This is a genomic window from Dictyobacter vulcani, assembly GCF_008974265.1.
GTDB lineage: Bacteria > Chloroflexota > Ktedonobacteria > Ktedonobacterales > Ktedonobacteraceae > Dictyobacter > Dictyobacter vulcani.
The window spans coordinates 2,200,550-2,216,516 of the sequence record NZ_BKZW01000001.1 but is presented as its reverse complement, the minus strand read 5'-3'; the positions used below and the strand labels follow the sequence as shown (position 1 = coordinate 2,216,516).

General features: G+C 52.7%; 16 protein-coding genes. 11 read left to right on the top strand and 5 right to left on the bottom strand.

The features are described from left to right. Window positions 1-449: 449 nt before the first annotated feature. The 3 genes from KDW_RS34880 to KDW_RS09315 all read left to right on the top strand — a co-directional run bounded on the left by KDW_RS34880 (window position 450) and on the right by KDW_RS09315 (window position 5,782). Window positions 450-3,416, top strand: a complete 2,967-nt coding sequence (locus tag KDW_RS34880; protein ID WP_198925229.1) for a hypothetical protein — start codon at window positions 450-452, stop codon at window positions 3,414-3,416. A gap of 333 nt (window positions 3,417-3,749) precedes the next feature. Next, the gene (locus tag KDW_RS09320; RefSeq protein ID WP_162005085.1) at window positions 3,750-4,529 is read left to right on the top strand and encodes a class F sortase; all 780 of its coding nucleotides are present in this window, start codon (window positions 3,750-3,752) and stop codon (window positions 4,527-4,529) included. 353 nt (window positions 4,530-4,882) lie between these two features. Then, entirely contained in the window at window positions 4,883-5,782 is a 900-nt protein-coding gene (locus KDW_RS09315; RefSeq protein ID WP_151755705.1) for a DUF4118 domain-containing protein, read from the top strand. An 80-nt stretch (window positions 5,783-5,862) separates the two neighbouring features. On the opposite strand, the gene KDW_RS09310 is transcribed toward KDW_RS09315, so the two are convergent. Further along, entirely contained in the window at window positions 5,863-6,636 is a 774-nt protein-coding gene (locus KDW_RS09310) for a response regulator transcription factor (protein WP_151755704.1), read from the bottom strand. A 91-nt stretch (window positions 6,637-6,727) separates the two neighbouring features. Further along, window positions 6,728-8,110, bottom strand: coding sequence for a sensor histidine kinase (locus tag KDW_RS09305; protein ID WP_162005084.1), 1,383 nt, complete (start codon window positions 8,108-8,110; stop codon window positions 6,728-6,730). A gap of 443 nt (window positions 8,111-8,553) precedes the next feature. On the opposite strand from KDW_RS09305, the gene KDW_RS09300 reads away from it, so the two are divergent. Beyond that, complete coding sequence (locus tag KDW_RS09300; RefSeq protein WP_151755702.1) at window positions 8,554-8,760, top strand: hypothetical protein; 207 nt, start codon at window positions 8,554-8,556, stop codon at window positions 8,758-8,760. A gap of 195 nt (window positions 8,761-8,955) precedes the next feature. Then, entirely contained in the window at window positions 8,956-9,093 is a 138-nt protein-coding gene (locus KDW_RS31615; protein WP_162005083.1) for a hypothetical protein, read from the top strand. A 21-nt stretch (window positions 9,094-9,114) separates the two neighbouring features. Here KDW_RS31615 and KDW_RS09290 read toward each other — a convergent pair whose 3' ends face one another. Both KDW_RS09290 and KDW_RS09285 read right to left on the bottom strand, forming a co-directional pair. Next, window positions 9,115-9,627 (bottom strand): hypothetical protein, encoded by a 513-nt coding sequence (locus KDW_RS09290; RefSeq protein WP_151755700.1) that lies wholly within the window; start codon window positions 9,625-9,627, stop codon window positions 9,115-9,117. Between the two features lie 405 nt (window positions 9,628-10,032). Beyond that, window positions 10,033-10,698 (bottom strand): transaldolase family protein, encoded by a 666-nt coding sequence (locus tag KDW_RS09285; RefSeq protein WP_151755699.1) that lies wholly within the window; start codon window positions 10,696-10,698, stop codon window positions 10,033-10,035. Window position 10,699: 1 nt separating this feature from the next. On the opposite strand from KDW_RS09285, the gene KDW_RS09280 reads away from it, so the two are divergent. From KDW_RS09280 to KDW_RS09255, 6 genes are all read left to right on the top strand, one after another. Further along, window positions 10,700-11,716, top strand: a complete 1,017-nt coding sequence (locus KDW_RS09280; RefSeq protein ID WP_151755698.1) for a methyltransferase — start codon at window positions 10,700-10,702, stop codon at window positions 11,714-11,716. A gap of 140 nt (window positions 11,717-11,856) precedes the next feature. Beyond that, window positions 11,857-12,114, top strand: a complete 258-nt coding sequence (locus KDW_RS34875; RefSeq protein ID WP_162005082.1) for an EamA family transporter — start codon at window positions 11,857-11,859, stop codon at window positions 12,112-12,114. 20 nt (window positions 12,115-12,134) lie between these two features. Continuing rightward, a complete protein-coding gene (locus tag KDW_RS34870) occupies window positions 12,135-12,779 on the top strand; it encodes a DMT family transporter (protein WP_151755696.1) in 645 nt (214 codons plus the stop codon). A 28-nt stretch (window positions 12,780-12,807) separates the two neighbouring features. After that, window positions 12,808-13,749 (top strand): alpha/beta fold hydrolase, encoded by a 942-nt coding sequence (locus tag KDW_RS09265; RefSeq protein ID WP_162005081.1) that lies wholly within the window; start codon window positions 12,808-12,810, stop codon window positions 13,747-13,749. A 102-nt stretch (window positions 13,750-13,851) separates the two neighbouring features. Next, on the top strand, window positions 13,852-14,031 hold the full coding sequence (locus KDW_RS09260; RefSeq protein WP_162005080.1) for a hypothetical protein: 180 nt from the start codon (window positions 13,852-13,854) through the stop codon (window positions 14,029-14,031). Then, window positions 14,007-15,464: an amidohydrolase gene (locus tag KDW_RS09255; protein ID WP_233097776.1), complete on the top strand. Its 1,458-nt coding sequence runs from the start codon at window positions 14,007-14,009 to the stop codon at window positions 15,462-15,464. The genes KDW_RS09260 and KDW_RS09255 overlap by 25 nt, the downstream gene beginning before the upstream one ends. A gap of 76 nt (window positions 15,465-15,540) precedes the next feature. Here KDW_RS09255 and KDW_RS09250 read toward each other — a convergent pair whose 3' ends face one another. Beyond that, complete coding sequence (locus tag KDW_RS09250) at window positions 15,541-15,957, bottom strand: hypothetical protein (protein WP_151755692.1); 417 nt, start codon at window positions 15,955-15,957, stop codon at window positions 15,541-15,543. Between the last annotated feature and the right edge of the window lie 10 nt (window positions 15,958-15,967).

The following is a 15,967-nucleotide window of genomic DNA, read 5'->3' as shown; positions in this document are numbered from 1 at the left end:
GCCGTTTATCTATCAATACTGGACTTTTGTCTCTGCTTCCCCTTTCATCGTCGCTGGCGGATGAAAGGGGGAGCGTTTGTATTGACGGGTATTTGTTGGCAACTGTAGATATACTTGATCTGTATCGAGGTTTACTCTCTCGAACTTCACAAAACAGCTAATCTGCACATGACAGCTTTTCAAGGTCCTGCTGCTCGCTCGATGAAGCAGCGTTCTCAATTGCTTTTCATCTGTGAATTTGTGCCAGTCATCACTTTCATTGGTAAATCGTATAGTGGAAGAAGGGTTTCTTAGTGATGCATCAACCTCCTCATGTTAGAAAGATTCTAACCTTTAGCTCGTTATTTCGAGCATTTCTTTTGTGTGTACTACTGTTAGGTAGTCAACTTTCCGTATTTGCGGGCTTTTTTGCCAGCGCTCAGGCCGTGGGCTATTCTCATGGTCGAAGTATGATTCATGCATTGGCTCAGCCTCACCTGGGAACGACACGATCACACCTGGAAACAACCAAATCCAGGCCAGTGACAACGCCCCGGATGGTAATAAAAACAGTTGTTCCGGGTCGTCGTAACTTGCATGCAACGCCAACAGTGGCAAAGTCTGCGGCACCTGATGTTTTAATCGTCAAGACAGCTTCCGGCACTAATTTTAGAGTCGGTGATACAGTGACCTATACCTTGAGGGTTTCCACCTCGCTTGACTCAGGCATCATTAAGGCAGGCACACCAATCAGAGTGAGTGATGCCCTGCCATTGGGCTTTGATCATGTAACCGTGGCGAGTGGCAATGATTGGATTGCTTATTCCACTGCAGCTACGAGTCCCTCATTGATTGAGGCCTACTATCATGGTGCGTATCCAATTGTTCCCGGTACCATGTTAGGTACCATCACAATCACAGGGAAACTCAATGCCAATGCTGTGAGTCCTTTGCCAAATAGCGCCACCGTGGTTATCGATGGGAATGTACATCCTAATCCCACTTCATTTGTTACGATTACGCTTGGAGCAGGACCACGTGACATCGGCACGCCAACCCCGACGGTGACTCCGACGCCAACGCCAATGGAGACGCCAACGCCAATGGAGACGCCAACGCCGACGCCAACGCCAACGGAGACGCCAACGCCAACGGAGACGCCAACGCCGACGCCGACGCCAACGCCAACGGAGACGCCAACGCCGACGCCAACCCCAGCGCCAACGGCAACGCCGACGCCAACGGCAACGCCGACGCCGACGCCAACGCCAACGGAGACGCCGACGCCAGTCCCAGCGCCACCGGATGTGGGTATCCTTAAACTGGCCTCAAATACAACGTTTCACGTTGGTGATACCGTAACCTATACTCTGACCGTTGGTACCGCACCAGATTCAGGCATTATTGAGTCGGGTACACCGATCAATGTCAACGACACGCTGCCACTGGGATTTGATAATGTGACAGTGACGAGTGGGAGCGATTGGCTGACCAACTCATCATCCAGTACAAGTCCCTCATTGATTACGGGTAACTATAACGGCTCATATCCGATCGCACCAGGGACCACGTTAGGGACGATTACGATCACCGGGGTGCTGAACATACAGGCTCTGAGCCCTTTGGCGAATAGTGCCAATGTGATTATTGCTGGCAATGTGAACCCCAACCCTATGTCGTCGGTCGCCATTACGATAGCAGCGGAGCCAACACCGACGGCAACGGAGACGGCAACGCCAACACCGACGGCAACGGAGACGGCAACGCCAACACCGACGGCAGCGGAGACGCCAACGCCAACCCCGACGGCAGCGGAGACGGCAACGCCAACACCAACCCCGACGGAGACGCCAACGCCAACGCCAACCCCGACGGCAGCGGAGACTCCAACGCCAACGCCAACCCCGACGGCAGCGGAGACGCCAACCCCGACGGCAACAGAGACGGCAACGCCAACCCCGACGGCAGCAGAGACGCCAACCCCAACGCCGGCAGCGACCCCGACGGCAACGCCAACAGAGACGCCAACTGTCGTAGCAATTGGAACGCCAACAGCCACTGCCGTGGTAATAGGAACACCTACGGCGACAGGCACGCCGCCCTTAAAACCACAGTGGTTCATCTCCAAGACCCATCTGGGTGGGGGCAGCACGTTCAGCGTGGGTCAGTCGATCACCTATGTGTTGAGTATCAGTAATCTGCCTGGTTCTGGCCCGGAGAGTCAGCCGGTCACGCTGTTTGATTTGCTGCCGCTTGGTCTCTCCAATGTGTCGGCCACGGGTTTTAACTGGAACATTCGTGTGATCAATGTCACCAGCCCATCAGTGGTGCTGGCAACCTATACGGGCCCCTATCCGCTGGCTCCAGGTGCTAATCTGCCGCCCATCGCGATCACTGGCGTGTTCACAACCGATGCCATGCCGTCCTACACCAATACGGCTATCGTGAGCTCCAGTGATGATCCGAGCCCGAGCACGAATAGTAGTTATGATACGGTGACCGTGATGCAGCCCGGACCTGGAACTGGCACGCCAGTCGCCACGGGGACTACGGTCTCCATCAGGACAACCGCAGGCTCTCCAACGGCGACTGGTAGCCCGACTGAGGCAGCGGTTGCTGGTACTCCACCGGGATCTGGGAACCCGACCGAAACGGCGGTTGCTGGTACTTCACCATCCGGGACGGTGACGACAGGCACTCCTCCTGACCTGCAGATTATTGGCAGTAGTCTGAAGGGTGATCAGTATGAGGTGGGTGATAAAGTTACTTTCTTCCTGGCAATTACTAACCAGAGCAATGCTGGTCCGGTCATGGATCCAACTACGATCACCCTCAAGGGGGTCATCCCTGTTGGGTTTACGCATATCAAGGTCCATGGTGAGAATTGGCAGTTTAGTGTCAGCGACAGCACCAGCCCTGCGGTGATTGAAGCTACTTATACGGGCACAGATCCCTTGAAGGCGAACCAGACTTTGCCGGTGATCACCATCAGTGGTGAAGTCACAGAAGATGCGGTGCCTTCTCTGACCTATACGGCGAGCGTAGATGTCCCGGGTAATCCAAATATGGATAATAACTCGAGGACCTATACGATCTACGTACATGATCATGGGAACAACAATGATCATGGGAACAACAATGATCATGGGAACAACAATGATCATGGAAACAACAATGATCATGGAAACAACAATGATCATGGAAACAACAATGATCATGGAAACAACAATGATCATGGGAACAACAATGACCACGAGAACAACAATGATCATGGAAACAACAATGATCATGGGAATAACAATGAGGTGAACAACAACAATAATAACGGCAACGAAAGCGAGAACTTCAACGCAAGTCATGAAAATAACCATCACCAGCAGCACCATCATAAGTATCCTGGTCTGCCTCTGACAGGATCTGATCCTGGTAAGAGATAGGTTAGCTATGCTTGATCGTTCTGATTGTGGACATGCAAGCGTGATCTGACATTTTGCTCTTTGCCTGTCCATCAAAGATATGTTCACACGTTATCTCCCCTGGTTTTTTACAGGGGGGATAACGTGTTTTTGGTTGATATTGTTCTTTTGATATATCCCTCTCTTGTGGCTGCTGTTCCTGTAGAGGAAGTAATAGATTGATGAATATGTGTTGATAGCTATGAGTATACTTGATCTGTATTGGCATGCGCCTCATTGACCTTTGAATACCAGTTCATCAGCACTGTTGAGAGGAGTAGTTACTTCATGCAACCTTTTAGGATGCACCGATTTTTGAAGACAGCACCTACCAAACCGGGCACTGTCTTTGCTCTGGCTTTACTGCTTTTGCTATTTGGCGTGCTTGTTGGCTGGGGATGGCGCAACATGTTTACTGTTTCTGCCATTGTGGAAGGGGCTTCCCATCCTAATGTAATCTTTACTCCTGTCGAGGTGCATATTCCTCAACCGGTAAAAAATGATGGCACCACGAATCAAATCTCCACGAATTTTGATCAAAAAATTGCCCGGGTGTCGTCGCAGAATTCAGCGATGGGCCCTGTACTGAAGGAGCCAGATCATACGTTGATTACGCCTACACTGGGCATTGATCCTAAAATGATGGCATTACATTTTGATACAGGCGCCCATTTACAGATTCCCTCTATCGGGGTAGATGCTCCCATCGAGACCGTGGGTACAAGTCCTGACGGTCGCATGGATGTTCCAGGACTTCATGGGCAGGATGGCGTGGGCTGGTTTTTCAGTGGTCCTCGCCCGGGCGATCCTGGTAGCGCTGTCATCGATGGCCATACTACCCATTCCGATGGTACACCGGCCGTCTTTAGCCGACTCACTGCCCTACATCCAGGTGATATGGTGCTGGTTGTGAACTCGAATGGTGTTGTGCAGCATTTTCATGTCTTAGCAGTTCAGTCCTATCATCCAGATGAAGCCCCGGCCTTCAACATCTTTCGGGACACAAGTGGTCTGTATCTGAATCTGATCACCTGCGCTAATCCAGCGGGTCCGCCATTGCAACAACTCGTACTGGTCCACACCGTCCTCAACTAAATTCTCTTTCCGCCTTAGCCTATAATCTGAGGCGCGTGCTCATGGAAACCTTTCTCTCTGAGTGCTCGCGCCACACGGCGCTCTCACACTATAAATAGAGATTGGGGGCGTCAGCGCCCCCAGGTTGGCATGCGGCTTACCACTCCCTGAGTATACATAGCAATCAAATACCACACGGCGCAGCATAGAAGGCATCAACCAGAAATACCACTTTTAGCATTCCCCATCTTTTTGAGGAATTTTTGAGGTGAACCCTGCACTTATTTAGGCACTCTTGATATTTTTAGTTGTATGTTAGTGATGAAGCACAAAGATCGTCGTCATATCTCAGCTAATATCTGGTGAGGTGCTCTATGCAGCAGGTTGAACGCATTCCAACTATAAATAAGGGATTCAAAAACAAATGGCATTATTATGTGTATGATGCCTTAATTGCCATTGTTGGTTCCCTGATGATCACGGGCATCATTTATTTTTCACACCTCTATCCACGTATCTCGGATATCATGATCATTCAGTTGATCTGGATTATCGTGCTGGCAATCTGGCGTAGCCGTTATGCGGCAATCGTTGCTTCGCTGGCAGCATTCCTTTCCTTTAACTACTTTTTGTTGCCGCCACTTTATTCTTTGTGGCTGGCTGATCCAGCGCAGTGGGTGACGCTATTTGTGTTCTTGATTACGGCGATTGTTACCGGACAACTGGCAGGCTCGATTCGCCAGCGGGCGGAAGTAGAGCGTGAGAATGAGCATGAGTTGCGTATTCTCTATGAGTTGATGCGTGTATATAACACCACTGATGATTTTGATACCCAGTTAGATATCATTGCTTTATCCACACAGCGCGTCTTTTCTTCGCTTGGTGTGCAGGAATGTGCCATTCTGGTTCCAGATCAACATGGAAACTTGCAAGCTATGGCTGATGCACCTATTCGTGTGGATGAGTTTGTGCCGAATGCTGAGGAATTGAGCCGGGCGCAGATGGTGTTTAATACGGGAAATCGCTCGGTGCTGGTGGATGAGCATGCACCACAGACGCTGGTTCATTTTATTCCGCTTAAGTCTGCGCGTCGCGAGTTGTGCGTGCTCTATCTACGTGTGGTTAATGGAGTTTCCTGGCTGGCGAATGCGGAAGCTATGCAGATAGCCCTGAAGGATGAAGATCCACATGCTGAGTTTTTCTGGACATATCTGGAGCAGATCAGCTCGCTCATCGAGCGTTCTCTGTTACGCCAAAAAATATTGTCTTCCTGAGCGTGCTCCATTGCAGATAGTTGATAAAGGTCGGTTCAATCTCCAAAGGTTGGACTGGCCTTTATCAATTACGCGTATTTTCAGGCGACGAAGCGGTAGCCGACGCCCCAGACGGTGACGATCTTTTCTCCCAGGGAACCCAGCTTTTTGCGCAGGCGTGTCATGTGTGTATCAACGGTACGGTCAAAGCCATCATAGTTATAGCCCCAGAGTTCCTGCAGGAGAAATTCACGGCTGAATGCGCGGCCAGGATTTTTGACGAGCAGGATCAGTAGCTCGTATTCTTTTGGGGTGAGCTCTATTTTTCGTTGCTCGATCATGACAGTGTGTTCGGCGATAGAGATGTGCAGGCTGCCTCGGATAATAGGTGGTGGAACCGCCAGCGAGGCGTCCTGTCGTGGCTGTCCTACCGCCACTGTTGTGGCTGCTACTGTGGAAGTGCTCATAGCGGCCGTGTTCGATATAGCCTCCTGCGTTGCTTGCTTATCCAGATCAATCCGTCGTAACATGGCCCGTACGCGTGCAGTCAGTTCACGCACACTAAATGGTTTACTGACATAATCGTCGGCCCCGACTTCCAGGCCAAGAATGCGATCCACTTCATCGGTCCGGGCGGTCAGCATAATAATCGGCATCAGATAATTTTCGCGTACGCGCCGACACACCGTCAGTCCATCCAATTTTGGGAGCATCCAGTCTAAGATGATCAGATGTAATGGCTGCTGGTGCGCGACAATATCCAGCGCGGTCTGGCCATCAAATGCCTGATAGACCTGATGGCCCTGTGCCTCTAGCTCATGGCGAATCAAATTACAGATATCTAGCTCGTCCTCAACTACGAGTATCCTTGCCATTATCCTGATCCTGTTCTCTTCTTTGCTGCTACTACCTTTAAAATCTAGTATTAGTGTACACCAGATACTAGCCAGGATTCAATCCTTTTGTTCAGGCGGCTTTGAGCTGGATATGGAAGGAACTTCCTTCGCCGGGGACGCTTTGAACCGAGATGCTCCCCCCCATGGCGCTGACAAAGTTCTGTACGATGGCCAGGCCAAGCCCGAAGCCGCCCGAACTGCGTGTGCGTGAGCTATCAGTACGGTAGAAGCGCTCAAAGATCTGCTGTTGTTCCTCTGGCTCAATCCCAATGCCTGTGTCGGCTACTGTAATCACTACATAGCGGTCTTCAGTGGGTGCCAGACTGATGGCGACGATGCCGCCATCGGGTGTATACGTGATGGCGTTCCGTACAAGATTGAGCAGGACCTGGCGCAGGCGCTGGCTGTCGGCCAGAATCTTTGGCACGTGTAGTGGTAACTCGCGGACCAGGCTGATCTGGCGTTCGCGTCTGGCCAGCGGCATCATGGCCTGGTAGACTTCTTCGATGATGATACCTGCATCGATGGTTTCGATCTGCAGGCGCAGTTCATGGCTATCATTGCGTGCCAGGGCGAGGAGATCTTCAACCATGGTGCCCAGGCGTAATGTTTCTCGGTGGGCGATCTGCAGATAGGTGTGCTGGGTCTCAGGATCTTCCTGGTCAGCTAACAACAGGGCTTCCAGGTGGCCTCTAATGCTGGCAACGGGTGTGCGTAGATCGTGGGAGACGTTCATGATCAGTTCACGTCTGCCCTGTTCTGCCTGCTCAGCTTTAGCCCGTTCTCGCTCCGCCATCGCGGTCGCTTCCGCCAGTCTCAGAGCGTTCTGATTCATCCCCAGCATCGTCTGCGCAAACTGGCCCCAGAGCGTGGCGATGATATTGAGTACACTGATAGGCAGCAGGGTCAGTCCTCCCATTGTGATGATCACTGGCAGATTGCGCCGTAGCGCCGCTCCGTTCAAGTTGCTATTGGACGTAGCGATGGCATAAATCAGGAAGAATGGCGCGGCCAGAACTGTGAGTATGCAGGCCACAAGACTGAGTGCCAGGCTAAGTACCAGGAAGACGATGGTGATCACAAATGAGAAGATGCCAAAGGGAAATTTGAGGAAGAGATAGCCTAGACTTTTCCAGGTTACTGGTCGCCGCATGTGGATCAAGAAGCGCTGTAAACGGGTGGCCTGCGCTGGAAATGGTGTGGCCATCGGGGCGATCTGCACATGGAGTAACTTGCGCGATAGCATATGTTCAAAGGCCGCCACGCGCCAGATACCTGCCACAAAGAGCAAAATCAAGGGGATACCAATGATTAATACGTTGAGAACTGTCAATACTATTCCAACCAGTACCAGCACAAAATAGCTGATCCCCAATGGCAGTGACAGTAGAAGATAACTAATATTATGAAACGTCTGTTGCTGCGCAACTTTACGATACCCTACCTGCATCATATGTTCCAACCTCATATATTTAAACTGTTGTAGCGGCAGCCCTGGTGCCTAATACTTTTCACGTAAGCCTTTTTCTGGACGAGATTGACGAAAGCATCTGAGCCGATCAGAGGCCCAGTGACTTCAAAGGATCAAGAAAAGCGAACAGGTAGGTTCGACCCTTTGGGTCGATTCGTGCCTGCATACTATCCTTGCTTGACCATGAGCAAGCCTCTTCACGCCTTGCTTCACCGCTTTTTCACTTGCGTGATCCTGCGGAGGTGAGGGTAGCGTGGAGGCACGAATCGACCCAAAGGGTCGAATCTACACGTTTTACCTCTCTTGATCCTTTGAGAAGGTATTCCTTCACCGTCATGCTATCATTTCAGCCATTCAATCCCTTAAGTGAAACGTATTAGCCCTGGTGCCCAATACTTTTCGTTGAAGGAGATAACCTCAACGGTATGGCGTGGCGTCGTGTACGTGGAGAGGGCGCCACACGCGGAGGCCGCACTGCTGCGTTTGCGCAGGCCAGTGTACAGGAACGACTCGCAGTGCTGTGGCGCCTACAGGGATCGTGTGTGCCGTCGCCTGCTCGCGCAGCCACGTGGTGGGAGATCGCGTGGATCCTTCTCAAAGAGGATCACGAAACAGGATCCGTCTCGGTGTAGGCGCCACAGGCATGCGATGCTCTTTGAGCCCCTCGCTCCACGAGAACGCCGCATGCCGGCCTCCGCGTGTGGCGCTCACTCCACGTATGATTCGCTGCTTTTCTCCACCATGTGTTTTATGGTCACAAAAGCGCTTCACCGAAACGTATTGGCCCTGGTGCCAATACGTTTCGGTGAAGCAACGGTTGGCGGCAGATGCGTCGTACCGGTAGCGCTGGTCGCTGCGATCAGTGCACGTCCGAGCCAGCAACACGAAGAGAGGAATGGGTCATTGTTTCCAGGGACATGATCGTACGCCGCCAGGTCGCAGCGACCAGCGCTGCCGCTACATAGGTATAGCATAGCGCAGAATTGTTACGATTGTATGTCGGAATTGTGGCAAGCTGCCTGGTCTGAGGAAGATATTCTGGAGAAGTAATTTAGCAAGAAGTAGAAAATATTTGTTTTTGAGGTCTTTGTGAGTACCAGTGTGCGGAGGGGAGATGCATAGAAGCCTGAAGGTGTAAAAATACACCTTTCAGGCTTTCTCTTCTCCACCAGCCATGTCCACGTTCTCCCCTCCACAAAGTCATGTATGGAATGTTTGCCACCACCACACCTGCCCAACATCCACCACCATTTATGTCCCCCACCGCCGCTGCTCACCACACGTACCACACCCCAACCACTGCCGTCACACTTACCACACATCCACCCGCCACCGCCGCACCTATTCCACCGCCACCGCCACACCGGCCCCATCATCACCGCCACACGTACCGCATAACCACCGTTATAATTCCATGCATGAATGTTACTGGTAACAACCAGATAGAAGTCGGTTCGTCCCCTGCGTCCTGAACGTTCTTGCCAACCCAACCCTGCCACGTAACCACCTCAAGAACGTTGTTAAGTCCCCCTGTACCTGATCACTCTTGCCGCCACCCTACAACCACCATTCCAATCGCAAGTAAGCCGGTACCCTGCCCCACATCCGCCACTTTTCCGTCCTTGCCAACCCAACCTTGCTACCTGACCACCTGCAAGAACGTTTCAACTCTATTCCCCCTACCATCAGCCCATTCTTGTCCATTCCCCACTTCCACCTGAACCCGTACAAGAATGGCGAACCTCGTTACCCCCCACCTTGCCATCCCCGCGTCCACCAAGGTTTCGTTTCTCTATCCGTTTACATTGATAACTATAACATGCATGCATGACTATGCCATGAATTGATCCTCTTTTATGGTGAAAGAATGTTCATAAAACAAGAAAAGATAGACAAGAACTATATTACAAATTTTTCATCCTGGCAGAATCTCGCTCAAAACGTTCAATTGCCTCCTCACTTTCGGGGTCTGTTGCCATTTCTAGCAGGATGGCTGGTGGGATGGTGAGGTCGTGGGCTCCACTGAGTAATGCTTCGGCTGCTTCGGCGGTGGATTTGATACTGGCGGCGAGTATACGGGTAGGCGTGGGCCGGTTGCCAATGACCTGGGCCATTTGTGCGATTCGTGCGCAGGGGTCTACCCCGCTACGGCGTAAACGATTATAGTAAGGAATGATGTAGTCGGCACCAACCATGGCTGCCATATAAGCCTGAGCTACGGTGGTGACGGCAGTGAAGGCGATATGCTGGCCTTCGGCATGCAGGCGTTGTCCCAGGCGCACGCCGTTCTTGCACATGGGAATCTTGGCCAGCACTCTTTCCGGGTCGATCTGGATGTAGGACATGGTTTCGCGATAGGCGCGTTCTTCATTGGCGATCGAGGGCTGGAGAAAGATGGTGCCGTGGACGTTCTGTAGGAGGCGGGAGATCACTTCTTCTACGCTGGCCTGCTGTCCTCGCTGACGCGCATCTAAAAGCAGGGTCGGGTTGGTTGTTACCCCTGCTATTGGTACAGTTTGTGCTACGGCTGTGATATCATCCAGGTTAGCACTATCAATATAGAGGGCCATAATGATGCTCCAATCTCAACTATTATGTAATTTTGTACAATTTGCTGCCACAGACCACATCCTGATCCTGAATTCTGCTGCCGATCCATTTGTGACGCTGGCGCAGCAACGTTTGGCGGGCGGGACGTTACTTCTGGCGGAAGATAATGTCGCGACCCTGGGAGCGCTTGCTCCGGGCTCTTCATCTTCTGTGATGATTGATAAGACGGCGTTCCATAACTATATATTACATCATCCTGCTGAGACAGTGCAGGTTGCGGTTATGAATGTGTTGTATCAACCCGGGAACGTCTGGATGCTCTATGGTTTACGTACAGCGGCCTATGCCTTACGGACTGGTGGACGGCTTTATGTGGCGGGGGCGAAGGATCGTGGGATTCTGACGGTGGCGAAGCGCATGCAGGAGTTGTTTGGTAATGTGGAGACGGTGGCGATGCAGAAGGGGCATCGGGTGCTGTGCTCGACGAAGCGGACCGCGTTTCCGCTTGAGGCTGTGCCGGATACGGCGTTGCGTATCTTTGCGGACAGTAAATTGGATGAGGGGACGCAGTTGTTGTTGTCGGCTCTGACTGTGAAGCCTGTTGATCGCTGCCTGGATATCGGCTGTGGCGCAGGCTATATCGGACTCCATATGGCGCGTCAGGCTTCTGAGGGACGGGTTATGATGGTGGATGCCAGTCTGGCGGCGGTGGATGCCAGTCAGCAGGCAGCGGAACAGGCCGGGCTATCCAATGTACAGGTCTTGCCGAGCGATGGAGCCCAGGCTGTGCTGGATCAACAGTTTGATCTGGTGGCGACCAATCCTCCTTTTCATCAAGGTGGTATCCAGACGCTAGAGATTGCTCAGCGTTTTATCCAGCAGGCTGCCCGGGTGCTGGTGCCCGCTGGACGCCTCTATCTGGTGGCGAATCGTTTCCTGAAATATGAACCGACGCTGCACACATATTTTCAGCAGGTAGAAGAAGTCGCCGGAAATTCACGCTATAAAGTCTTACTGGCCACCCGACCAAACCCGTAGCGGCAGCCTTCACGGGGGGAGGGGAATGTGAAAAGTGTTGTTATGCGGTACAATGTGACTGACAGGCGCGTGTTTGCGATGCAATCTCTACGACTTTTGGTAATGTACTGCTGTTTTGATACCTGGTAAGGAGTCCTGTTTTGCCTATCTCCTCGCGTCTCTCGTCCCCCGCTGCATCGCGTCATACCTTTTCCTGGCTGATCTTAATTGGTGCAAATGTGGTATGGGCAACTAGTTATGTTGCCGCTAAATATGCGCTGTCAGATATGTCGCTACCGTTGATGCTTTCGTTACGCATGTGTCTGTCTGGTCTGGTGCTATTGCCATTTTTGCTGGCCAAACGGGGCGCACTGCATTTGACGCGGCGTGACATTCCACAATATTGCTGCTCTCCTTGATCGGTTTTGTGGTGAATAAGATGCTGGAATTTGGCGGTTTATCGCTGACGACGGCTTCGGATGTGGCGCTCTTGATTACTGGCGAGTCAATTTTTACGGCGGCATTATCCTGGATTGTGTTGCGGGAACGGGTGACTGGCGGCTCACTGGTGGCGCTACTGCTTGGTTTTGTCGGGGTCTACCTGATTGTGGAGCGGAGCATCATTCCTAATATTCCGGCGGATGGTGGACGATGGCGTATTATTGGGGATCTGGTGGTGGTGGCGGCGTTGCTGGTGGAGGCACTGTATACTGTGCGTGGGAAGGCATTACTCAGCAAACATTCGCCTTTATTGATCACAACGGCTTCGATTGTAGGGAGTATGATTTTCTGGTTGCCCGTGGCCGGCTGGGAATTTATCTCGACTGGCTGGCGCATGCCGGGTCTGCTGGGCTGGCTAAGTGTGCTCTGGTTAGCTATTATGTGTACATGTGTAGCCTATCTGGCCTGGTTTCAGGGACTTACAAAGGTTAATGCCTCGAAGGCCGCTTCGACCTTGTTTATTCAACCATTATTAGGACCGTTGCTTGGCGTGCTGCTTTTGCAAGAAGAACTTACAGCTTATACCATCTTTGGCGGTATGCTCATTATCGTCAGTGTCTACTTAATTTCTAAACAGGAATAAGAAGATATATTGAGAGAGAGGTATGTCTATGTTGGAACCTCATAGCTCCTTTGTGGATGCGGATAATCTACGTCTTCACTACCTTGAGTGGGATCCAGAGTATATTTCTCAGTCGCTGACGGCTGATGCTGCTGCGCCTGAGTCTGATGAGAATATGGATAATATTCCTGTGGTGCTTCTGCATGGATTGGCGGCAACGGCTGATACCTGGCGGTTGACGGCCGAGGCGTTATATCCACGCCATTTCGCGCTGGCCTTTGATCTGCGTGGCCATGGCTTGAGCGATCAGCCCGCCAGCGGGTATGATCCTGTGACGATTGCTGAGGATGTGATCAGTGGCATGGCTAAATTAGGCCTGGGGCAAGTGGCGGTCGTTGGCCACGGCTGGGGCGCACGCGTGGCTCTGGTTCTGGCTGCACGTCATCCGGCCCTGGTGAGTCATCTGGTGCTGGTAGATTGTCCACATGTGGAGCCGCGCCACTGGCCCGGGATGACGCGGGAACGCTTTATTCGTGAGAAGATTTCGAATGATATCTATCCTTCAAAGCAGGAGTACTTGCAGGCTTTGCGCAAAGAACTGCCGTTTAACTGGAGTCCCGGGGTTGAGGAAATTGTGCAGACGTATGTACAGGAGTTGTCTGATGGGACGGTGCAGGAACGCTTACGACCAGAGCAGCAGTGCGCTATCCGCGAGTCGCTGTGGGAGGATCGGGCGTTGCTGTATTATAGTAAGTTAAGTTGCCCGGTTTTGTTGATTCCGGCGGCCGATCGGCCTGTGCCCGGTGAAGAGTTACCGGAGCGGCTGGAGCATGCGGATGAGTTCGCGGCTGCCAAAGGGCAGATGGCGGCTCAGGTGGCCCGGGCGATTCAACGCTGCTCTGTGCTCTGGATGCCGGAGACGTCACACGATATTCAACTCCAACGTCCTCAGGTGCTTGCTGACGCGATTGCGAATTTTCTGCAAGAATAAATCTGAAGAAAGTGGTATCTTGATGCTGATACCACTTTCCTATTTCTGCGCTGGTACGTCGTCACATGCGTGCTGGCTTGACCATAGAAAGTGAGTGGCTTGATGAGTACGGTGCTCTACCTGAATGGGAACATCTACACGATGGATGCGCATGTACCACATGCACAGGCGATGGCCATTGATACCCGCAGCGGTCGTATCCTGGCGGTTGGTACAAATGATGAGGTGCGGCGTGTCGGGGGCAGCATGCCGAGTTGGTGGATTTGCATGGTCGAACGGTGATACCCGGTTTTATTGATGCCCATATTCATCTCCTGGCTACGGGGTATCGTGGACAACGCGTGGATGCGTCCGCGTGTATCAGTGAGGATGAAGTGGCTGATCTGGTGCGCGCGCGTGCGGCTATGACTCCGGCGGGACAGTGGATTGAGGGAAGTCATTGGGATCATAATCTCTGGCCGAATAGCAGTTTCCCGACGCGTGCCTCGCTGGATGCGGCGGCCCCGGAACATCCTGTGGCGCTGGCCAGTAAGGATTTCCATATGCTCTGGGTTAACTCACGAGCCCTGGAACTGGCCCATATTACTGCTGAGACGCCTGATCCAGCGGGGGGTTCTATCTTACGTGCTGGTAATGGTGAGCCCACTGGTGTCTTACAGGAAGCGGACGCCACGAAACTAATATTTGATGTGGTTACTCCGCCTGATCCTGTGGTTAGTCGCCGTTTAATGGAACAGGAACTGGCACATTTACAGAGCCGGGGCATTACCACGATTCATGATATCGAGGGTGATCTCTCACTGGATATATTTCGTCAACTGCGTGATGAGCAGAAGCTGGGCGTGCGTGTACAAATGATTATGCCACGGCAGATGCTGTCTCAGCTACCAGGATTGGGCATTAACAACGCTGAGAATGATCTGTTGCGCGTGGGAGGCATCAAAATATTTGCGGATGGCACCCTGGGATCCCAGACTGCGGCTATGCTGGATAGCTTTGAGGGGAGTCCTGGGAATCGTGGTATCCTGGCGCTTCCTGAGCAAGAGATGATGGATACGGTCCAGGCGGCGGCTGAACTGGATCTGATGATTGCGATTCATGCGATCGGAGATCGGGCGGCGCGGGTTGCGCTGAACTCTATTGAGCATGCGCAGCGTACACTTGTGCGCCAGGGCAATAAGGCGATGCCATTAAAAAATGTGCGCTATCGCCTGGAACACGTCCAGTTGATCGCGCCTGAAGATCTGACCCGGATGCGACGCCTGGGCGTAATTGCCTCGATTCAGCCATTCCATGCGGTCGCTGATCGTGATATTGCCGAGCGTTACTGGGGTCGCCGTTCTCGCCGCGCCTATGCCTATCGCACCATGCACGACATGGGCATTCCCATCGCCATGGGATCCGATGCTCCGATCGAGACCTATGATCCTTTGAGTATTATCTATGCGGCCACGATTCGTCGTGATCCAGCTACCAAACGCCCGCCCTGGATGCCCGATCAGGCCCTGTCCATCGTTAGCGCCCTCGGAGGCTACACCCTGGGAGCTGCCTATGCCGGAGCCGAAGAGCAGCGCAAAGGATCCTTGACCGTTGGGAAGCTTGGTGATGCCGTAATCCTGCGCGATGACATCCTGCGTGTTGATCAGCAGCACCTCTCCGAAAACGGCGTCCAGGCCACCATCCTTGGCGGCAACATCGTTTACGGATCCGTGTAAATTCGGGGGCATGCCCCGAACCTACGGGATGCGCCCACGTCCCATTAGAATTGAGAACGTGGGCGCAATATGCGTGTTATAGGGTGGCTGGAGTTGGTTCGGCGGCGGTTTGTGATGTGCTCTTGCTGGGGGCGAGGCGCTGGGTCATGGTGCGGTTGGCCGATTGTAGGGCTCGCACGAAGAGCCAGCCAGCGATGACGGTGACGCCCGCTAGCGAGATCCACATAATAATCAGGGCTACCGTTGGATTGCTGTTACTGGTAAAGATTTTTCCAAAGCCAGCCAGATAATCCTGGCTGGCGGCCTCAACGGCGAAGACCTGTACACCATAGTACAGTGATGCTCCTAATACCAGGAAGGCGGTGGCCCAGCGATAGGCGGCGACATCGTCGTCGACGCGGCGTGAGAGTTTGACGGCCAGGGCCAGCAATAGACAGAGCGGCCAGTGGTCCGGTGATGGGTAGCGCGCTATTGACAACCAGATTGGGGGCAAAGAAGACCCA